The organism is Actinomadura sp. NPDC048394, assembly GCF_040651755.1.
GTDB lineage: Bacteria > Actinomycetota > Actinomycetes > Streptosporangiales > Streptosporangiaceae > Spirillospora > Spirillospora montaniterrae.
In genome coordinates this window covers 82,219-101,667 of sequence record NZ_JBEZJL010000023.1, presented here as the reverse complement: position 1 = coordinate 101,667, position 19,449 = coordinate 82,219, and the positions used below count along the sequence as shown (strand labels likewise).

The window sequence follows — 19,449 nt, the reverse complement described above, 5'->3', positions numbered from 1 at the left end:
ATCAGTGGCCATCCTTCTCGTCGTCGATGATCGTGTAACGCGCCCGCAGCACCCGGCGGGGCCGCGGCCCCGGGGTCTCGGGCGGAGCCTGGTCCATCCGGACGGCCTCGCGCAGCTCCTCCTCGCGGGCCTGCATCCCGGTACGCACGTCCGCCGCGAAAAGCCTCAACCGCTCGCTCGCGGACTGCCCGGTCGACACCGCCCGCGCCGCGACCCCCTCCGGGGACCAGGTGCGCGCGAACCGCTCGACCCGGCGCTTGACGCGGTGCGTGGCGTAGACGCCCGCCCCTGCGCCGACCGACAGCCAGAACAGCCGCTTCACTTGCGCCCCTTCCCCGAGGAGCGGGCCGGGAGCTGCGGGCGGCCGGACGCGGCGGACCGCCCCTCCCCGTCGCGGTTGCTCAGGGCCTTGCGCACCCCGTAGGAGAACGCGGCCGCCTTCACCAGCGGCCCGCCCACCACCGAGGTCATCACGGTGGTGACGGCCGAGACGTTCTGCGTGACGCCCGCGACCTGCTTGGTGATGACGTCGGTGCGGCCGAGCTGCTCGTTGGCGCGCTTCACCGTCGTCGTCATGTCGTCCAGCAGCGGGGCCGCCTGGTCGCCGAGGTCGCGCACGAGCTTGCTGGCCTCGCCGAGCAGCCGGGCGAGCCGCAGCAGCGTCAGTGCGACGAACGCGACGAGCACAGCCCAGAACACGGCCACGATGAGACCTGCTAGCTGTCCACCAGTGAGCATGAGGGCTTCCGTTTCGCTGTGGTTCCGGCCCGGGCCGGGCGCTGGCCTGACAGACCTTACCGGCCCGGACGCGCGCCGTGGGCGCCGGTCACGGCCGGGCGGCGGCGGGCACCGGCCCGGCGGCCGGCGCGCCGGGACCGCGCCCGGGGCCGTTCCCGGCAGAGTAGCGGGCCCGCGCCGCCGATGCCGGGAGCACGGCGCCGGGAAGATCGATCTTCATCGGCCCGGCTCACCGTCCGGGGTCGCCGCGCAGCACCGAGCGGATCCGCGCGAGGACCTCGGTGAAGCGGGACTCGGCGCCGTGCCGCGTCGGCCGGTAGTACTCGCGGCCGTCCACCGAGTCGGGCGCGTACTGCTGCCGGACGACCCCGCCGGGATGGTCGTGGGCGTACTTGTAGCCCTTGCCGTGCCCGATCTTCGCGGCGCCCTTGTAGTGCGCGTCCCGCAGGTGGCCGGGGACGGGCCCGGCCAGGCCCTTGCGGACGTCGCCGAGCGCCCCGTCCACCGCCATGATCACCGCGTTGGACTTGGGCGCCAGCGACAGGTGGATCACCGCCTGGGCGAGGTTGATGCGGGCCTCGGGCAGCCCGACGAACTCCACCGCCTGCGCCGCCGCGACGGCCGTCTGCAGCGCGGTCGGGTCGGCCATGCCGACGTCCTCGCTGGCGTGCACGATGAGGCGCCGCGCGATGAACCGCGGGTCCTCCCCCGCCTCGATCATGCGGGCGAGGTAGTGCAGCGCGGCGTCGACGTCGCTGCCGCGGATGCTCTTGATGAACGCGCTGATCACGTCGTAGTGCTGGTCGCCCTCGCGGTCGTAGCGGACGGCGGCCCGGTCGACGGCCTTCTCCAGCACGTCGACGTCGATCACCGCGCCGTCGTCGACGACGAGGGCCGCGGCCTCCAGGTAGGTGAGGGTGCGGCGGGCGTCGCCGCCGGCGAGCCGGATCAGGTGGTCCTCGGCGGCGGGGTCGAGGCCGACCGTCCCGCCGAGGCCGCGCTCGTCGGCGAGGGCCCGGCGGACCACCTCGCGCAGGTCGTCCTCGCCGAGCGGCTCCAGGGTGAGCAGCAGCGACCGCGACAGCAGCGGGCTGATCACGGAGAAGAACGGGTTCTCGGTGGTGGCGCCGATGAACGACACCCACCGGTTCTCCACGGCCGGGAGCAGCGCGTCCTGCTGGGCCTTGTTGAAGCGGTGCACCTCGTCGACGAACAGGACGGTCTGCCGCCCGGTCATGCCGAGCTCGCGCCGGGCCAGGTCGATCTCCGCGCGGACCCGCTTCACCCCGTCGCTGACCGCGGAGATCTCCACGAACCGGCGGGAGGTGACGTGGCTGACGACCGTGGCGAGGGTGGTCTTCCCGGTGCCGGGCGGGCCCCACAGCACCAGCGACATCGGGACGTCGCGGTCGACGAGCTGCCGGATCGGGGTGCCGGGGCCGAGCAGGTGGGTTTGGCCGACGACCTCGTCCAGCGCGCGGGGCCGCATCCGGACCGCGAGCGGCTGCCGCCCGGCCTCCGCCGCCGTCGGCGGCGCCGCGGACGCGCCGCGGTCACGCTCCGCGGAACGGCCCCCGGCCTCGGCCGACGGATCGTCGAAGAGCCCCTCCGGCTCGCCCGGTTCCGCCCTGCTGGTCACGCTCCGACACTATCTCGCCGCGGCGACACTCCCGCCCGCTCGGGCGGCCGGTCCGCCAGCGCCGGGATCCTGGACGTCGCCCCCAGCGTGAGGACGACGATCGCGCAGCCGACGATCCCGTCCGTCCAGTAGTGATTGGCCGTGACGACCACGATGGTGAACGTGAGCACGGGATGCAGGGCCAGGATGTAGCGCCAGCGGCCCCCGCCGTAGCGGATCGCGCCCCAGGCGACCAGCAGCGCCCACCCGACGTGCAGCGACGGCATGGCCGCGAACTGGTTGGCCATCCCCTCCCCCGGCTTGGAGCTGTAGGAACTCGGGCCGTACACGTTCATCAGGTCGATGAACCCGTGGCCGGGCAGCATGCGGGGCGGCGCCAGCGGGAAGGCGAAGTGCAGCGCCAGGGCCGCCGCCGCGGTGATCGCGATCACGGCGCGGACGCGCGGCCACCCCTCCCGGTGCCGGAACCACATCCAGGCCATGAACAGCAGGATCGCCGGGAAGTGCACGCGGACGTAGTACTCGTTCGCGGCGCGCACCCAGCCGTCCCAGCCGAGCGCCCACTTCTGGAACGCCGCCTCGTCCGGCAGGTGGAGCGTGCGCTCCAGGTCCCACAGCCAGCGGGCGTGCGCGAACGCGTCGCTCGGACGGCCGTCGGCGAAATGGCGGCCCAGCTCGTAGGCCCCGATCACCACGCCCATCACCAGGACCTGCAGGGCGGTCGCCGCCGCGAGGCGGCGTCCGGTCAGATCGCGTTGCAGAATGGCCTCCGTACCCCCAGATCGCCGCATAGGGTTCATCCTCCAGGCCCCCGGCGCGGCGCGCCTGATCCGTCAGGAGGGTATCGGTCTCCGCCCGGAGTCCGAGACGGGACCGGGAACCCCCCGTCCCGCCGCCGCGTTGTTACCGGCCGGAAGACGTAGTCAGGAGCGTGACGGTGTCCGGAACGGCCCACCGCCGGCGCCATGGGCAGGCGGGCCTGCTCGTGGCGCTGTTCGTCGTGGCCGGGCTCGTCTTCAGCTACGGCCTCGGGCACGGGCTCCCCGACCGGGTGTGCATCGAGAACGGGATGAGCGTGCCCGCCGAGGTCGCCGCCGCGCTGCACCACACCGCGGCGGAACCCGGCGGCCCCGCCTCCGCCGGCCGTGCCCCCACCGGGCACGCGCCGGCCGCCCACACCGCTCCCGTTCACGGCGTTCCCGGGCATCCAGGGCCCGCCGCCACGTCCCTCAGCGCGCCGCTGAGGCTCCCCCCGCTGGCTCCGGCGGACGCGTGCCTCTGCCTGGCCGTGCTCTTCGCCCTCATGCTGCTGGGGCTCGCCACGGGCCGCCGGGCGCTGCTGCGCCTGCCCGCCCGCGGCGGCCGGGCCCCCGCCCCGCCGCCCGGCGGCTTCTTCTCGCCCGTTTCCCTGGCGTCCCTCCAGGTTCTCCGGCTGTGACGGACCGGCCGTAAGGCCCACCGGCACCGCCCGCCGCGCGCATCCCCGCGCCGGCGCGATGCCGCCATGTCCGTATGCCCCCTGAGACTCCTGAGAGGAGCGCTCCATGTCCAAGAGCGCCCGGAACAAGCAAGCCCGGAAGAAGAACGCCCTGACGCAGCGGCAGGTGCCGTGGGGCGGCATCGCCTTCTTCACCGTCATCGGCCTGATCGCCGTCGTCGCCATCGGTTACGCGTTCGTCCAGTCGAGGCCGTCGTCCGCCGACGACGCCTCGTCCATCAAGGGCGTGGTGGTCAAGAACGGCCTTACCCGCAACCACACGACCGACTCCGTCACGTACGACGCGAGCCCGCCCATGGGCGGCGACCACGACCCGGTGTGGCAGAACTGCGACGGCCGCGTCTACGACCAGCCGCTGCGCAACGAGAACGCCGTCCACTCCCTGGAGCACGGCGCCGTCTGGATCACCTACCGCCCCGGCCTGGCCGCCGCCCAGCTGGACGCGCTCAAGGCCAAGGTGGAGCGCACCGACTACACGTTCCTCAGCCCGTACCCGTCGCTGGACGCGCCGATCGCGCTCACCGCGTGGGGCCACCAGCTGAAGCTCCAGGACGCCGGTGACGCGCGCGTGGACCGGTTCCTGAGCGCGTTCGTCAAGGGCCCGCAGACCCCCGAGCCCGGCGCGGCCTGCGACGGAGCGAAGGACACCCCGTGACCGGGCCCGACGACGCCGTCCGGCCCCGGGGCCGCCGCGTCACCGTCGCCATCGCGGCCCTGGTGCTCCTCGCCGCCGCGGCGCTGCTCGGGACGGCGGCCTGGAAGTCCGGCGAGCCCGGCACGGACGGCCCCGAGGCCGGGTTCGCCCGCGACATGAGCGCCCACCACGCGCAGGCCGTGGAGATGTCGTTCATCGTCCGGGACCGGACGTCCGATCCCGCCGTCCGGCTGCTGGCCTACGACATCATCAACACCCAGTCGGCGCAGATCGGGATGATGACGGCCTGGCTCGACCAGTGGGGAGTGCCGAAGACCGACCCGGCCGGCCCGATGCGCTGGATGTCCGGCCACGCCGGGATGGCCATGCCGGCCCCCGCGACCGGCGCCGCCATGCCCGGGATGGCGACCGACGCGCAGCTCGCCGAGCTGCGCGAGGCGTCCGGCAAGGACGCCGAGGTGCTGTTCCTCCGGCTGATGATCGCGCACCACCGCGGCGGCGTGGACATGGCCCGCGCCGTGCTCGAGCGGACCGGCCGCGACCAGGTGCGGCGCCTGGCCCGGACGATGGTCGACGGCCAGCTCTCGGAGATCACGCAGATGAACGCGATGCTCCGGGAGCGCGGCGCGGCGCCCGCCTGACGGCCCGGCGGGCGGTGCCGCCGCGCCGCCCGCCGGGTCCGCCCGCGCCGCGTCCGGACGAGCTTCGCGATAGCGCTTGACAGCGCGGTCCGATCGCGGGTCACTGACCACCATGGCTCACAACCTCAGCGGCTACCACCGGGCTCTGGACCTGTTCGAAGGTCTGCTGGCCGGCGTCCCCGGGGACGCCTGGGACGCCCCCTCGCCCTGCGACGGCTGGACGGCGCGGGACGTCGCCGGCCACGTCACCGGCGGGCAGTACCTGGTCCGGTCGCTGGCGACCGGGGAGCCCGCGCCGGACGTCGCCACCGACCCGGCGCGCTTCGTGCCGGGGGACGCCCTCGCCGCGTGGCGGACGGCCCGCAAGGAGGCCGCCGCGGCGCTGACCCCGGACGGGCTGAGCCGCCCGGTCCCGGTCGGCGCGCTCGGCCGGCTGCCGCTGGGCGACTACCTGCAGGGCTACATCCTGGAGCCGCTGGTGCACGCCTGGGACCTGGCCCGCGCCACCGGCCAGCCGACCCGGCTGGACCCCGACCTCGTGCACCACGCGCTCGCGACCGCCCACATGATCGCCGCCGACCTCCGCACCGCGGGCCAGCTGGCCCCCCAGCTCCCCGCCCCCCAGGGCGCCGACGAGCAGACCCGCCTCCTCGCCTTCCTCGGCAGGCCGATCACCTGACGGAAGAGCCGGTTCGAACTCGGTCCCGAAGAGCCGGCTGAACCGCCGACGGGAGGCCGGACCTCAGCCACGGCCACGGGCAGGCCCGCGGAGCGAGTGCAGCGAGCGCAGCGGGCATGCCCGACGACGGGCAAGGCGTTTCACGCGGAGCGCCAGCGGAGCGGGAAACGCCTTGCCCGTCGCAACGGGGGTTCCAGGGGGTCGCCCCCCTGGGAAAATCAGCTGAATTCGGCGAGCGTCCGCTCGGCCTCCTCGAGCCAGGCGCGGCGGGCGCCGAGGGCCTCCTCGGCGTCCTTGACGTCCTTGTCGCGGCCGGCGGCGCGGGCCTTGTCCAGGCGCTTCTCCAGCTGGTCGATGGAGCTGCGCAGCTGGTTGACGGTGGCCTCGGCGCGGGCGCGGGCCTCGGGGTTGGTGCGGCGCCACTCCGACTCCTCGGCGGTCCGCACGGCCTCCTCGATCTTGCGGAGCCGGCCCTCGAGGCGGTCGCGCTGGTCGCGGGGCACCATGCCGGCGGCCTCCCAGCGCTCCTGGATCGCGCGCAGCGCCTGGCGGGCCTGCCGGACGTCCCGGACGGGCAGCAGCCGCTCGGCCTCGGCGAGGATCTTCTCCTTCTCCTCGGCGTTGCCGCGGAACTCGGCGTCGCGCTCGGCGAACGCGGCGCTGCGGGCCTGGAAGAAGGTGTCCTGGGCACCCTTGAAGCGGGCCCACAGGTCCTCTTCGGCGTCGCGGGAGGCGCGGCCGGCGAGCTTCCAGCGGCGCATGAGGTCGCGGTAGGCGGCGGCGGTCTCGCCCCAGTCGGTCGACTCCCGCATCGCCTCGGCCTCGGCGACGAGGCGCTCCTTCTCCCGGCGGGCCTCCTCGCGCTGGTCGTCCAGGGTCGCGAAGTAGACCTTGCGGCGCTTGGTGAAGGCGTTGCGGGCCGAGGAGAGCCGCTTCCACAGCGCGGTCTCGGTGGGCCGGTCGATGCGGTCGGCGGCCTTCCACTCCTCGACGAGCTGGCGGAGCCGCTCGCCGCCGTTCTTCCAGTGCGTCTCCTCGGCGGCGATCCGCTCGGCCTCGGCGACGATGCGCTCCTTGACCTCGCGGGCCTCGTGCCGGTGCTGCTCGCGCTGGGCCTTGACCTCCTCGCGGCGCCGGCCGACCTGCTCGGTCAGGCCGTCGAGCCGGCGGGCGAGCGCGTCGAGGTCGCCGACGGCGTGCGCCTCGCCGACGGCCTCGCGCAGCCGGGCGATGCTGTGCTGGGCCTGCGCGGGCTGCAGGTCGGTGGTGCGGACGCGCTGTTCGAGCAGGCCGATCTCGGTGGCGAGCGCGTCGTACTTGCGCTTGAAGTAGGCCAGGGCCTCTTCGGGCGCGCCGGCCTGCCAGGAACCGACGACGCGTTCGCCGCCGGACGTCCTGACATAGACGGTGCCGTCCTCGTCCACCCGGCCCCAGGGATCGGTCGCGCTGGACACCCTTGCCTCCTGAATCGCAGGTCCGATCGGGCTCACGGCCTCCGGACCCTCCACACCTTAGTATCCCGATCGCCTAAACCGGGGCGATCGTGACGTCCTGGATCGTGACCTTCTTCTTGGGCTTCCCGTCGCCCGCGGGGTCGGAGCCCGCGGCGGCGATCTTCTGCAGGACGTCCAGCCCCTTGGTGATCTTGCCGAACACCGAGTAGTCGGGCTGGAGCTGCGAGTCCTTGTAGACCAGGAAGAACTGGCTGCCGTTGGTGTCGGGCCCCGAGTTCGCCATGGCCAGCGTCCCGGCGGTGTACTTGGCGTTCGCCGTGTTCTCGTTGGCGTACTCGTACCCGGGCCCGCCGGTGCCCTTGCCGGACGGGTCGCCGCACTGCAGGACGTTCAGGCCGCCACTGGTCAGCCGGTGGCACGGGCTGTCGTCGTAGAAGCCCTTCTGGGCGAGGTAGACGAACGACCCCACGGTGCAGGGCGCGGCCTTGGCGTCCAGGGCCATGACGACGTCGCCCTGGTTCGTCTTCACCGTGGCCTGGACGGTGCCCTTGTAGGCGGGCTTCTTCGGCGGCGTGCCGAGGTCCTTGACCTTGCCCACGGGCTGGCCCGCGGGGTTGTAGGCGCAGTGGAGCCCGTCGGCCTTGGACTTGTCGTCCTTGCCGGTGAACACGACGACCGCGGCGCCGCCCACCACGACGACCGCCACCGCCACCGCGGAGCTGATGATCTTGACGCGGCGGGCCTTGGCGGCCGCTTGCGCCAGCGCCTGCTGCTGCCGCTCGTAGCGCTGCCGAGCGAGCTGCTTCTTGCGGTCCTTCCCCGCCACGTGCCTGCCCTTCCGCTGTGATCAGGTGAACGTGCAGCGCATAGTAGCGGCACCCGAGCCCCGGCCGGACTCCAGCCTGAACGAACGTGGAGGAAGCCGCGACGGCCCGGGGCCGCCTCGCCCGATCCGCCGCGGACCGCCGCGGACCGCCGCGGACCGCCGCGCGACACGGCGATCGGCCTATCTCGTTCGCGATGGCCGCGGCCGCGCCGGTACGCTCGGACAAGCCCACCCGAGATGGTTCTAAGGAAGGACGACCGTGCTCGTCGCCGGGTTCCCCGCTGGATCGTTCGCCGCGAACTGCTATGTCGTGGCGCCCGCCGCGGGCGAGGAGTGCGTCATCGTCGATCCGGGCCAGGACGCCGAGGCCGGGATCGAGGAGATCCTGCGCGAGCACCGGCTGAAGCCGGTCGCGGTGCTGCTGACGCACGGCCATATCGACCACGTGTGGTCGGTGGCGCCGGTGTGCGGCGCCAAGGACGTCCCGGCCTACATCCATCCGGACGACCGCGACCTGCTCACCGACCCGGCCAAGGGCCTGTCCCTCGGCCCCGGGCAGCAGCTGTTCGGGGGCCTGGAGCTGACCGAGCCGGACGACGTGCGGGAGCTGGCGGACGGCGCCGTGCTGGAGCTGGCGGGGCTCAGCTTCACCGTCGACCACGCGCCCGGCCACACGCCCGGGTCGGTGACCTTCCGCACGCCGAAGACGCAGGAGCTGCCGGACGTGATGTTCACCGGCGACCTGCTGTTCGCCGGGTCGATCGGCCGTACCGACCTGCCGGGCGGCTCCTACGAGGAGATCCTCGCGAGCCTGTCCCGGGTGTGCCTGTCCATGCCGGACGAGACGGCCGTCCTGCCGGGGCACGGCACCCAGACCACAATCGGCCGCGAGCGCGCGACCAACCCGTTCCTGGCCGAGCTGAAGCCCGCCGGCGGGCCCAACAAGGGATTCTGAGCCGAAAAGATCATGAGTTCGAGTTTCCGGGCCCCCAAGGGGGTCAGTGAGTACGTTCCGCCGCGCGCGGACCTCTTCTACGCCATCCGCGAGGCGTTCGCCGAGCAGGCGCGGCTGGCCGGCTACGGCTACCTGGAGCTGGCCGTCTTCGAGGACACGAACCTGTTCCGGCGGGGCGTCGGGGAGTCCACCGACGTGGTGTCGAAGGAGATGTACACCTTCGAGGACCGGGGCGGCCGGTCGCTGACGCTGCGGCCGGAGTTCACCGCGTCGGTGCTGCGGGCCGTCCTGGAGAACAACCTGCACAAGGGCGCGCTGCCGGTGAAGGTGTGGACGAGCGGGCCCGCGTTCCGCGCCGAGCGCCCGCAGCAGGGCCGGTACCGGCAGTTCTACCAGCTCGACCTGGAGGCGATCGGCACCGAGGACCCGCAGGTCGACGCCGAGACGATCGCGATCGCCGCGAACTGGTACCGCTCGCTCGGCCTGACGCAGGTGCGGCTGCTGCTGAACTCGCTCGGCTGCAAGGAGTGCCGTCCCGCCTACCGGGCGCTGCTGCAGGACTTCCTGCGCAGGCTCGATCTGGACGATGACACCCGCGCCCGCGTCGAGATCAACCCGCTGCGCGTCCTGGACGACAAGCGCCCTCAGGTGAGGGCGCAGCTCGCGGACGCGCCGCTGATGGCCGACCACCTGTGCCCGGACTGCAAGGCCTACCACGACCGGGTCCGGGAGCTGCTGTCCGACCTCGGCATCGCCTGGGAGGACACCCCCACCCTCGTCCGCGGCCTCGACTACTACACCCGCACCACGTACGAGTTCGACCACCCGCTGCTCGGCGCGCAGTCCGGCATCGGCGGCGGCGGACGCTACGACGGCCTGTCGGAGGACATCGGCGGCCCGCCGCTGCCCGGCATCGGGTTCGGCCTCGGCCTCGACCGGACGATCCTCGCGCTGGAGGCCGAGTCGGCGGAAGGCGAGGGCGAGGCCGTCGCGTTCGCCGCGAAGCCGCGCTGCGAGGTGTTCGGGGTCGCGCTCGGCGACACCGCCGAACGCCGGCTGTTCACCCTGGTCGACGAGCTGCGCCGGGCCGGGATCGCCGCCGACATGGCGTTCGGCGGAAAGAAGCTGAAGGGCGCCATGAAGGACGCCGACCGGTCGGGCGCCCGGTACGCCGTGATCCTCGGTGAGCGAGATATCACCGGCGGCGTCGCCCAGGTCAAGGACCTGGCCGAGGGCGAGCAGAACGCCGTCCCCCTCACCGACCTCACCACGACGTTGAAGGAAAGGCTTCGGAAATGATCCGCACCCACGAGGCGGGCACGCTCCGCAAGGAGCACGCCGGGCAGCAGGTCACGCTGGCCGGCTGGGTCGGCCGCCGCCGCGACCACGGCGGCGTCACGTTCATCGACCTGCGCGACGCGTCCGGCACCGCGCAGGTCGTCTTCCGCGAGGACGAGGCGGCGCACGACCTGCGCTCGGAGTTCTGCGTGAAGGTCGTCGGCGAGGTCCGGGTCCGGCCCGAGGGCAACGAGAACCCCGAGCTGCCGACCGGCGAGATCGAGGTCGCCGCCACCGACATCCAGGTGCTGTCGGAGTCGGCGCCGCTGCCGTTCCCGATCGAGGGCGACGTCAACGTCAACGAGGAGATCCGGCTCAAGTACCGGTACCTCGACATCCGCCGCGACGCCGTCGCGCGGGCGATGCGGATCCGCTCCGAGGCGTCCTTCCTCACCCACGAGGTCATGCGCGAGCACGGCTTCGTCAACGTCGAGACCCCGACGCTGACCCGCTCCACCCCCGAGGGCGCCCGCGACTTCCTCGTGCCCGTCCGGCTCAAGCCCGGCCACTGGTACGCGCTGCCGCAGTCGCCGCAGCTGTTCAAGCAGCTCCTCATGGTCGGCGGCCTGGAGCGCTACTACCAGATCGCCCGCTGCTACCGGGACGAGGACTTCCGCGCCGACCGGCAGCCGGAGTTCACCCAGATCGACATCGAGATGTCGTTCGTCGACCAGGACGACGTCCTGAAGGTCGGCGAGGACCTCGTCGCGCGGCTGTGGAAGGAGATCGCCGGGTACGAGATCCCCCGGCCGATCCCCCACATCACCTACGCCGACGCGATGGCCCGGTACGGCTCCGACAAGCCCGACCTGCGGTTCGGCCTCGAGCTGACCGACATGACCGAGTACTTCGCCGGCACCTCGTTCCGGGTGTTCCAGGCCCCGTACGTCGGCGCGGTCGTGATGCCGGGCGGCGGGGCCCAGACCCGCAAGGAGCTGGACGCCTGGCAGGACTGGGCGAAGGCCCGCGGCGCCCGCGGCCTCGCGTACGTCCTCGTCCAGGAGGACGGCACGCTCGGCGGCCCCGTCGCGAAGAACCTCTCCGACACCGAGAAGGAGGGGCTCGCCGCGAAGACCGGCGCGTCCCCCGGCGACGCGATCTTCTTCGGCGCCGGCAAGCGGCACGCCACGCAGGAGCTGCTCGGCGCGGCCCGCCTGGAGATCGGCCGCCGCCGCGGCCTGATCGACGAGTCGGCGTGGAACTTCGTCTGGGTGGTCGACGCCCCGATCTTCGAGCCCGTCGAGAACGACAAGGGCGAGCAGATCGGCTGGACGTCGGTGCACCACCCGTTCACCGCGCCGAAGCCGGAGTTCGCCGACACCTTCCACGAGGACCCGGGCTCCGCGCTCGCCGACGCCTACGACCTCGTCCTGAACGGCAACGAGATCGGCGGCGGCTCCATCCGTATCCACCGCGCCGAGATGCAGCAGCGCGTGTTCGACGTGCTCGGGCTGTCGAAGGAGGAGGCCGAGTCGCAGTTCGGCTTCCTGCTGGAGGCGTTCAAGTTCGGCCCGCCGCCGCACGGCGGCATCGCGTTCGGCTGGGACCGCACCGTCATGCTGCTGGCGGGCGGCGACACCATCCGCGACGTGATCGCCTTCCCGAAGGCCGCGTCCGGCCTGGACCCGCTGACCGCGGCGCCGACCACGATCACCCCGGCGCAGCGCAAGGAGGCCGGCGTCGACGTCATCCCCGAAGACGCCCCCGCCGACAGCTGACCGGCAGAACCCCGAAGGGCGGCCACCGCGCACCGCGGTGACCGCCCTTCGCCGTTGCCGGCCGCCGACACCGCGCGCAGGAGACCGCCGCCGCGCACGCAGGAGGCCGCCGCTCCTCCGGCGGCCGCAGCGGAGCGCCGGCGGAGCGGAGGTCGCCTTCTCGTTGAGGTCAGCGGGTGGCGCCGCTGGTGACGCGGTAGACGTCGTAGACGCCGTCGATGGAGCGGACGGCCTTGAGGACGTGGCCGAGGTGCTTCGGGTCGCCCATCTCGAAGGTGAAGCGGGAGACGGCGACGCGGTCGCGGGTGGTGGTGACGGACGCCGACAGGATGTTGACGTGCTGGTCGGACAGGACGCGCGTCACGTCCGACAGCAGGCGCGGGCGGTCGAGGGCCTCGACCTGGATCGCGACGAGGAAGACCGAGTCCTCGCCCGGGGACCACTTGACGTCGATCAGCCGGTCCGGCTGGGACTTCAGGCTGGCGACGTTCGCGCAGTCGGCCCGGTGGACGGACACGCCGTGGCCGCGGGTGACGAAGCCGACGATGTCGTCGCCGGGCACCGGGGTGCAGCAGCGCGAGAGGCGGACCCACACGTCGGGGTCGTCGGCGACGACGACGCCGGGGTCGCCGGCGGGACGGCTCCGCTTGCGGCGGGTCGGCAGCGCGATCTCGGCGAGGTCCTCCTCGGCGCTCTCCACGCCGCCGAGGGCGTCGACGAGGCGCTGGACGACGGTCTGCGCGGACACGTGGCCCTCGCCGACCGCCGCGTACAGCGACGACACGTCGGTGTAGCGCATGTCGCGGGCGAGGGCGAGCAGCGCCTCCCCGGACATCATCCGCTGCAGCGGCATGTTCTGCTTGCGCATCGCGCGGGCGATGGAGTCCTTGCCGGACTCGATCGCGGTGTCGCGGCGCTCCTTGGAGAACCAGTGCTTGATCTTGTTGCGGGCGCGGGCGGACTTGACGAAGCCGAGCCAGTCGCGGCTCGGGCCGGCGTCCTGCGACTTGGAGGTGAAGACCTCGACGGTGTCACCGTTGTCGAGGGTCGATTCGAGGGGGACGAGGCGGCCGTTCACGCGGGCGCCGATACATCGGTGCCCGACCTCGGTGTGGATCGCGTACGCGAAGTCGACGGGGGTCGCGCCCTGCGGCAGCGCGATGACGTCGCCCTTCGGGGTGAACACGAACACTTCGGAGACCGACAGGTCGAAGCGGAGCGACTCCAGGAACTCGGCCGGGTCGGCGGTCTCCTTCTGCCAGTCGAGGAGCTGGCGGAGCCACTGCATGTCGCCGGCCTTGCGGCCGCCGACCGTCTCCTCCTTGTACTTCCAGTGCGCGGCGACGCCGTACTCGGCGCGGCGGTGCATGCCCCAGGTACGGATCTGCAGCTCCACGGGCTTGCCCTCGGGGCCGATCACCGTGGTGTGCAGCGACTGGTACATGTTGAACTTCGGCATCGCGATGTAGTCCTTGAACCGGCCGGGGACCGGGTTCCATCGCGCGTGGATCGAGCCGAGGGCGGCGTAGCAGTCGCGGACGCTGTCGACGAGGACCCGGATGCCGACCAGGTCGTAGATGTCGTCGAAGCTGACGTCGCGGGCGATCATCTTCTGGTAGATCGAGTAGTAGTGCTTCGGCCGGCCGGTCACGGTGGCCTTGATCCGGGCCTCGCGCAGGTCGGTGGAGACGTTCTCGATCACTTCCTGCAGGTAGACGTCGCGGCGCGGGGCGCGCTCGGACACCAGGCGGGCGATCTCGTCGAACCGCTTGGGGTACATCGTGGCGAACGCGAGGTCCTCCAGCTCCCACTTCAGCGTGTTCATCCCGAGGCGGTGCGCGAGCGGCGCGAACACCTCGAGGGTCTCGCGGGCCTTCTTCTCCTGCTTGTGCCGCGGCATGTAGCGCAGCGTCCGCATGTTGTGCAGCCGGTCGCCGAGCTTGATCACCAGGACGCGGATGTCGCGGGACATCGCGACGACCATCTTGCGGACGGTCTCGGCCTCGGCGGCCTCGCCGTACTTGACCTTGTCGAGCTTGGTGACGCCGTCGACGAGCGCGGCGATCTCGTCGCCGAAGTCGGCGCGCAGCTCCTCGAGGGTGTACTCGGTGTCCTCGACGGTGTCGTGCAGCAGCGCGGCGCAGAGCGTCTCGGTGTTCATGCCGAGCTCGGCGAGGATGGTCGCGACGGCGAGCGGGTGCGTGATGTACGGGTCGCCGCTCTTGCGCTTCTGGTCGCGGTGGTAGTGCGCGGCGACGTCGTAGGCGCGCTCGATCAGCCGCAGGTCCGCTTTGGGGTGGGTGTTGCGGACGGTCTTGATGAGCGGTTCGAGTACCGGGTTCATAGCGGGACCCCGCTGGGCGCCCAGCCTGGCGAGCCTGCGGCGCACCCGGGCGGCGGACGGTGGGATCGCGGCCGGCGTCGGCCTGGACTGGGCATCGGAGGGCGTGGCTCCCGGGGCGGCGGGCGCCGGCGGCGTCGCCGGCCCCTGGACGGGGCGGGCCGCCGCGGCCGGCGTTCCGGCGGCCCCGCCGGCGGGGGGCGCCGTGGCCTGCGGCTTCTCCGCGGTCGTTCGCGGCGCGGACGGTTTCGCGGCGGACGGTCTCGACGCCGCCCGTTTCGGCGCGGACGGTTTCGCCGCGGACGATCCGGACGACGGCGGGGCGGTGGCGTCCTTCGGGGCCTCGGTGCCGGGCCGCTGCGCGGGCGCCGCGCCGGACGCCTCGTCGGCGGGCGTCTCGTCGGCGGGCGCCTCGGCGGGCGGCGATCCAGCCGCCGCCGATGATCCGGATGACGATGATCCGGTGGACGGTGATCCTGCGGGCGGTGATCCGGTGGACGGGTCCTGGGCGGTGGCGCGCGGGCGGGCGGCGGGCTCGTCGGCGGGGCGTCGCTCCGCGGCGGTGGGCGCACCCGTCCGCTCTGCGGACTCCGCGGCGTCCCGCTCACGGCGGGTCTCGTCCGCGGCGTCCACGGCGGCGTCGGTCACCGCTCCGGTCGATACCACCTCACCGCGCACCCAGCCTCCTCAGCCCTCGCGGGCGCCGTCTCCGCGCCGGCGGGAACGCACCCGTCCCCGGCGGAACCCTGGTGGCCAGTGTATCCGCCGGGCATTTCGTCCTAGACCGTAACCAATGAATGGACGTCCAGATTCCCCAGCTTGCCGCGCCCGTGCAGGAACGACAGCTCCAGCAGGACCGACAGGCCGACGACCTCGCCGCCGCCGCGCCGGACCAGTTCGGCGGCGGCCCGGGCCGTCCCGCCGGTGGCCAGCACGTCGTCGACGATCAGCACCCGGTCGCCGGGCTCGAAGGCGTCGACGTGGATCTCGATCGTCTCGGTCCCGTACTCGAGATCATAGGTCTCCTCGTGCGTCCGCGACGGCAGCTTCCCCTTTTTGCGCACCGGGACGAACCCCGCGCCGAAGTGGTAGGCGACCGGCGCGGCGAGGATGAAGCCGCGCGCCTCGATCCCGACGATCTTGTCGACGGTGCCGCGGCCGTGGTGGTTGACGATCGCGTCGACGACGCCGGCGAACGCCACGTGGTCGGCCAGCAGCGGGGTGATGTCCTTGAACACCACGCCCGGCTTCGGGTAGTCGTCCACGTCGCGGATCCGCTCCTGGATCAGCTTGCCGAGGTCCACCGTTTCACTCCCTGTGACGAATCCCACGTGATCCCGCTCATGACCGCGCCGTGCCCGCGCCCGTCACCACGGTGGGTGACCGGCGCGGGCACGGCGCGTCTCGCTCTACTTGCCGCCGCGGCGCTGCTGGCGGGTGCCGCGGCGCGGTTGCTGCCGCGGCCCCGTCTGCACGACCTTCCGGACGGTCACGCCGGACGGCAGGGTCCCGGAGGCCGGCGCGTCGTCGTCGCCGTCGTCGTCCGGCTCGTCGCCGGACGCCGTATCGCCGGAGGACGTGTCGCCGGACGCCCCGGTCGCGGCCTTGACCTTCGCGCTCCTGGCCTGCCGCTTGGCGCTCTGCTCGCGGCGGGCGATGTTCGCGCGGATCTGCTTGTACTTCGGCTCGCGCTCCTTGAGCTGCACCAGCAGCGGCGTCGCCACGCACAGCGAGGAGTACGTACCGATGATCATGCCGACGAACAGCGCGAGCGACAGGTCCTTCAGCGTGCCCGCGCCGAACAGCGTGGTGCCGATGAACAGGATCGCGCCGACCGGCAGGATCGCGACCAGCGAGGTGTTCAGCGACCGGACCAGCGTGCTGCTGAGCGCCTGGTTCGCCGCCTCGCTGTAGGTCGTCCTGGAGGTCGGGCCGAGCGGCTTGGTGACCTCCTTGATCATGTCGAAGACGACCACCGCGTCGTACAGCGAGTACCCGAGGATCGTCAGGAACCCCAGCAGCGTCGCGGGCGTGACCTCGAACCCGGACCAGGCGTACACGCCCGCCGTGATGATCAGGTCGTGCGCGAGGGCGACGACGGCGGCGACCGCCATCCGCCACTCGAACGCCACCGACAGGTAGCCGATGATCAGGATCATGAAGACGATGAGCGCCTGCCACGCCTTCTTCTGGATCTCCCCGCCCCACGAGGCGCCGACCACCTGGGTGCTGACCTTGCTGGCCGGGACCTTCAGCTCCTTGGTGATGGTCGACTTGACCTGGGTCACCTGGTCCGAGGACAGGCTCTGGGTGGTGACCCGCCAGTCGTCGCCGGCCTTCTGCACGATCGGGTCGTGCGCGCCGCCGTCGGTCGCGGCGCCGCGCACCTGCTCGATCGAGGAGCTCGGCGCCTTGAAGGTGAAGACCGAGCCGCCCTTGAACTCCACGCCGAAGTTGAGGCCCTGGATCAGCAGCCCCGCGATCGACAGGATCAGCAGCGCCCCGGACAGCGAGTACCAGATCTTCGGCTTGCCGACGATGTCGGCGCTGATCTCACCCCGGTAGATCCGGGAGATGACCGCGCGCAGCCCCATGGCTCAGGCCTCCTGGCTCGTCTTGCGGGCGGCGACGCCGTCGGCGTCCTGCGGGTTGCGGCGCAGCCGCTTGGCGTCCAGCCCGGACATCGGATGCCCGCGGCCGAAGAACTTCGTCCGCGACAGCAGGGCCACCAGCGGCTTGGTGAAGAAGAACACCACCACGATGTCGATCAGGGTCGTCAGGCCCATCGCGAACGCGAACCCGGCGACGCCGCCGACCGCGAGGAAGTACAGCACCACGGCGGCCAGGAACGTCACGGCGTCGGCGACCAGGATGGTGCGCCGCGCCCGCTTCCAGGCGTTCTCCACCGACGAGCGCAGCCGGCGGCCCGCTCTCAGCTCGTCCCGCAGCCGCTCGAAGTAGACGATGAACGAGTCGGCGGTGATGCCGATCGACACGATCAGGCCGATGATGTGCGGCAGCGAGAGCCGGAAGCCCATCCCCTCGCCGAGGATCACCACCGCCTCGTAGGTGATGATCGACGCGACGATCAGGCTGGACACCGCGACGAGGCCGAGGCCCCGGTAGTACAGCAGGCAGTAGACGACGACCAGGCCGAGGCCGATCGCGCCGGCGATGAGGCCGCCGGTCAGCTGGTCGGAGCCCAGCGTGGACGACACCTCGTCGATGGAGCTCTGCTTGAACTCCAGCGGCAGCGCCCCGTACTTCAGCACGTTGGCGAGGTCGGTCGCGTACTGCTGGGTGAAGCTGTCGGCGGGGCCGTCGATGCTGGCGCTGCCGCCGGTGATCGCGCCCTGGTTGATCTGCGGCGCGGAGACGACCTGGCCGTCCAGCACGATCGCGACCTGCGCCTGCGGCGACGACGAGTCGCTCTGGTAGGCCTTGGACGCGTCGGTGGTGACGTCGCCGAACTGCTTGGCGCCCTTGCCGTCGAACTTCAGCGACACCGACCAGCTCGCCTGGCCCTGCTGGGAGTTCGGCGGCATCGCGGTCGCGCTCTTGACGTTCTCGCCGAGCACCCGGACCGGGCCGAGGATGTACTTGCCGACCTGGCCGTTCTCGACCTTCTGCGCGCATGCCGCGACGAACTTGCGCTTGGGGTCGTTGGCGCCCGGCGCGTGCCGGTCGCCGTTGTAGCAGTCCAGCGACTCGAACTGCTGGATGACCGCCTTGTCGGTGACGCCCGGGTAGGTCTGGGTGCCGGTGCCGGTGGACGGCGACACCAGCGGCGAGGACGGCGACGCCGACGGGGAGGCCGACGGCGACGGCGAGCCGGACCCGGACGGGTTCGGCGTCGGCGCCGCCAGCGCGTCCGACACCGCACGCTTGCGCGGCGTGGCGGACGCGGACGGCGACGCCGACCCCGACGGCTTCGTCGTCGGCTTGCCGGACGGGCTCGCCGTGCCGGACGGGCTCGCCGACGGGGAGGGCGTCGCCCCGCCCGCCGTGGGCTTGCCGTCGGCGTAGGCGAACACCTGCCGGAACTGCAGCTTGGCGGTCGTGCCGATCAGCCCCACGACGCGGCTCTGCCCCTCGCCGGGCACGTTCACCACGATGTTGTTGCTGCCCTGCTTGGCGACCTCGGCGTCGGACACGCCCAGACCGTTGACCCGCTGCGTCATGATCTTGACGGCCTGGTCCATCAGGCCGGACGGCGGGTTCTTGCCCTTCTCGGTCTTGGCGGTGAGCGTGACGGTCGTCCCGCCCGCGAGGTCCAGGCCGAGCTTCGGCTTGGTCTGCCCCTGCAGGAGCGCTACGCCGGCCAGGATCGCGATGACCGCGAAGAGCGCGAAGAGCGTGCGCCCGGGCTTGGGAACGTTGCTAGGCGAGGCCACTGGTCGTTTTCTTCCCGTCCTTGAGTCGTTGCCGGAGGCGCGTCAGGCCGAGGGCTTCTCCCCGGCCTTGGCCTTCGCCTTGGGCTTGGACTCCCCGGCCTCGTCCTCGTCGTCGAGGTCCGCCGCGCCGGCGGCGCCGCCGGCGTCCTTGGACAGGTCCACCTCGGACGGCTCGTCCTTGGACAGGTCGACGCGCTCGCCGTCCTCGTCCGCCTCGAGCTCGTCGTCGTCGGCCTCGTCGTCCAGCTCCTCGGGCTCGTCGTCCTTGAGGACCTGCATGACGGCCTGCTTGACGAAGTGGACCTCGACGCCCGGCGCGATCTCCAGCAGGAGACCGTCGTCGTCGACGGAGACCACGGTGGCGCGGATGCCGCTGGTGGTCAGCACCCGGGCTCCCGGTTCCATGGCGCTCTGCATCTGCATCTGCTCCTTGCGCCGCTTGCTCTGCGGCCGGATGAGCAGGAAGTAGAACACCACGGGGACGGCGAGGAGCAGCAGCAGGTTGAAGCCCCCGCTGCCGCCGGACGAAGCCGCCAAAATCATGTCGCTGCCCATTACTGGGGCATCCTTCCG

General features: G+C 72.4%; 18 protein-coding genes. 7 read left to right on the top strand and 11 right to left on the bottom strand.

The genetic code is table 11. The features are described from left to right. Position 1 precedes the first annotated feature (1 nt). From AB0C78_RS18785 to AB0C78_RS18770, 4 genes are all read right to left on the bottom strand, one after another. Entirely contained in the window at positions 2-322 is a 321-nt protein-coding gene (locus AB0C78_RS18785; RefSeq protein WP_151539445.1) for a DUF6167 family protein, read from the bottom strand. Then, on the bottom strand, positions 319-738 hold the full coding sequence (locus AB0C78_RS18780; RefSeq protein WP_151539446.1) for a DUF948 domain-containing protein: 420 nt from the start codon (positions 736-738) through the stop codon (positions 319-321). The genes AB0C78_RS18785 and AB0C78_RS18780 overlap by 4 nt, the downstream gene beginning before the upstream one ends. Before the next feature lie 229 nt (positions 739-967). Further along, positions 968-2,227: a replication-associated recombination protein A gene (locus AB0C78_RS18775; RefSeq protein ID WP_360749334.1), complete on the bottom strand. Its 1,260-nt coding sequence runs from the start codon at positions 2,225-2,227 to the stop codon at positions 968-970. A 146-nt stretch (positions 2,228-2,373) separates the two neighbouring features. Then, the gene (locus AB0C78_RS18770; protein ID WP_360749242.1) at positions 2,374-3,168 is read right to left on the bottom strand and encodes a phosphatase PAP2 family protein; all 795 of its coding nucleotides are present in this window, start codon (positions 3,166-3,168) and stop codon (positions 2,374-2,376) included. 146 nt (positions 3,169-3,314) lie between these two features. Here AB0C78_RS18770 and AB0C78_RS18765 point away from each other — a divergent pair, with 146 nt between their 5' ends. From AB0C78_RS18765 to AB0C78_RS18750, 4 genes are all read left to right on the top strand, one after another. Next, positions 3,315-3,815 carry a hypothetical protein gene (locus AB0C78_RS18765; RefSeq protein WP_360749240.1) on the top strand — a complete coding sequence of 167 codons (501 nt, stop codon included), beginning with the start codon at positions 3,315-3,317 and terminating at the stop codon, positions 3,813-3,815. 106 nt (positions 3,816-3,921) lie between these two features. Next, positions 3,922-4,530, top strand: a complete 609-nt coding sequence (locus AB0C78_RS18760; RefSeq protein ID WP_360749237.1) for a DUF3105 domain-containing protein — start codon at positions 3,922-3,924, stop codon at positions 4,528-4,530. Then, complete coding sequence (locus AB0C78_RS18755; RefSeq protein ID WP_360749235.1) at positions 4,527-5,171, top strand: DUF305 domain-containing protein; 645 nt, start codon at positions 4,527-4,529, stop codon at positions 5,169-5,171. Before AB0C78_RS18760 ends, AB0C78_RS18755 begins: the two co-directional genes overlap by 4 nt. A 112-nt stretch (positions 5,172-5,283) precedes the next feature. Further along, complete coding sequence (locus tag AB0C78_RS18750; protein ID WP_360749233.1) at positions 5,284-5,850, top strand: TIGR03086 family metal-binding protein; 567 nt, start codon at positions 5,284-5,286, stop codon at positions 5,848-5,850. A gap of 218 nt (positions 5,851-6,068) precedes the next feature. Here the strand turns inward: AB0C78_RS18750 and AB0C78_RS18745 are convergent, their stop codons facing one another. Further along, entirely contained in the window at positions 6,069-7,304 is a 1,236-nt protein-coding gene (locus AB0C78_RS18745; RefSeq protein WP_151539450.1) for a DUF349 domain-containing protein, read from the bottom strand. A gap of 73 nt (positions 7,305-7,377) precedes the next feature. After that, on the bottom strand, positions 7,378-8,130 hold the full coding sequence (locus tag AB0C78_RS18740) for a peptidylprolyl isomerase (RefSeq protein WP_360749230.1): 753 nt from the start codon (positions 8,128-8,130) through the stop codon (positions 7,378-7,380). A gap of 259 nt (positions 8,131-8,389) precedes the next feature. Here AB0C78_RS18740 and AB0C78_RS18735 point away from each other — a divergent pair, with 259 nt between their 5' ends. The 3 genes from AB0C78_RS18735 to aspS are packed head-to-tail and all read left to right on the top strand — an operon-like array spanning position 8,390 to position 12,141. Continuing rightward, entirely contained in the window at positions 8,390-9,085 is a 696-nt protein-coding gene (locus AB0C78_RS18735; RefSeq protein WP_360749226.1) for an MBL fold metallo-hydrolase, read from the top strand. A gap of 12 nt (positions 9,086-9,097) precedes the next feature. After that, positions 9,098-10,384 carry a histidine--tRNA ligase gene (hisS, locus tag AB0C78_RS18730; RefSeq protein ID WP_360749223.1) on the top strand — a complete coding sequence of 429 codons (1,287 nt, stop codon included), beginning with the start codon at positions 9,098-9,100 and terminating at the stop codon, positions 10,382-10,384. Continuing rightward, positions 10,381-12,141, top strand: a complete 1,761-nt coding sequence (gene aspS / locus AB0C78_RS18725; protein WP_360749220.1) for an aspartate--tRNA ligase — start codon at positions 10,381-10,383, stop codon at positions 12,139-12,141. Before hisS ends, aspS begins: the two co-directional genes overlap by 4 nt. 169 nt (positions 12,142-12,310) lie before the next feature. Here aspS and AB0C78_RS18720 read toward each other — a convergent pair whose 3' ends face one another. The 5 genes from AB0C78_RS18720 to yajC all read right to left on the bottom strand — a co-directional run bounded on the left by AB0C78_RS18720 (position 12,311) and on the right by yajC (position 19,431). Next, positions 12,311-14,485 carry a bifunctional (p)ppGpp synthetase/guanosine-3',5'-bis(diphosphate) 3'-pyrophosphohydrolase gene (locus tag AB0C78_RS18720; protein WP_360749331.1) on the bottom strand — a complete coding sequence of 725 codons (2,175 nt, stop codon included), beginning with the start codon at positions 14,483-14,485 and terminating at the stop codon, positions 12,311-12,313. A 776-nt stretch (positions 14,486-15,261) separates the two neighbouring features. Beyond that, positions 15,262-15,786, bottom strand: coding sequence for an adenine phosphoribosyltransferase (locus tag AB0C78_RS18715; RefSeq protein ID WP_151539455.1), 525 nt, complete (start codon positions 15,784-15,786; stop codon positions 15,262-15,264). 105 nt (positions 15,787-15,891) lie between these two features. Then, on the bottom strand, positions 15,892-17,076 hold the full coding sequence (gene secF, locus AB0C78_RS18710) for a protein translocase subunit SecF (protein ID WP_360749216.1): 1,185 nt from the start codon (positions 17,074-17,076) through the stop codon (positions 15,892-15,894). A 3-nt stretch (positions 17,077-17,079) separates the two neighbouring features. Continuing rightward, positions 17,080-18,876 (bottom strand): protein translocase subunit SecD, encoded by a 1,797-nt coding sequence (gene secD / locus AB0C78_RS18705; RefSeq protein WP_360749212.1) that lies wholly within the window; start codon positions 18,874-18,876, stop codon positions 17,080-17,082. A 42-nt stretch (positions 18,877-18,918) separates the two neighbouring features. Next, complete coding sequence (yajC, locus tag AB0C78_RS18700) at positions 18,919-19,431, bottom strand: preprotein translocase subunit YajC (protein ID WP_360749209.1); 513 nt, start codon at positions 19,429-19,431, stop codon at positions 18,919-18,921. Positions 19,432-19,449 lie beyond the last annotated feature (18 nt).

What these genes read in the sequence shown, in the direction of transcription:
- AB0C78_RS18780 (WP_151539446.1), bottom strand. Translation starts at nt 738, where the DNA reads ATGCTCACTGGTGGACAGCTAGCAGGTCTCATCGTGGCCGTGTTCTGG.
- AB0C78_RS18775 (WP_360749334.1), bottom strand. Translation starts at nt 2,227, where the DNA reads ATGCGGCCCCGCGCGCTGGACGAGGTCGTCGGCCAAACCCACCTGCTC.
- AB0C78_RS18770 (WP_360749242.1), bottom strand. Translation starts at nt 3,168, where the DNA reads ATGCGGCGATCTGGGGGTACGGAGGCCATTCTGCAACGCGATCTGACC.
- AB0C78_RS18760 (WP_360749237.1), top strand. Translation starts at nt 3,922, where the DNA reads ATGTCCAAGAGCGCCCGGAACAAGCAAGCCCGGAAGAAGAACGCCCTG.
- AB0C78_RS18750 (WP_360749233.1), top strand. Translation starts at nt 5,284, where the DNA reads ATGGCTCACAACCTCAGCGGCTACCACCGGGCTCTGGACCTGTTCGAA.
- hisS (WP_360749223.1), top strand. Translation starts at nt 9,098, where the DNA reads ATGAGTTCGAGTTTCCGGGCCCCCAAGGGGGTCAGTGAGTACGTTCCG.
- aspS (WP_360749220.1), top strand. Translation starts at nt 10,381, where the DNA reads ATGATCCGCACCCACGAGGCGGGCACGCTCCGCAAGGAGCACGCCGGG.
- AB0C78_RS18720 (WP_360749331.1), bottom strand. Translation starts at nt 14,485, where the DNA reads ATGAACCCGGTACTCGAACCGCTCATCAAGACCGTCCGCAACACCCAC.
- secF (WP_360749216.1), bottom strand. Translation starts at nt 17,076, where the DNA reads ATGGGGCTGCGCGCGGTCATCTCCCGGATCTACCGGGGTGAGATCAGC.
- yajC (WP_360749209.1), bottom strand. Translation starts at nt 19,431, where the DNA reads ATGGGCAGCGACATGATTTTGGCGGCTTCGTCCGGCGGCAGCGGGGGC.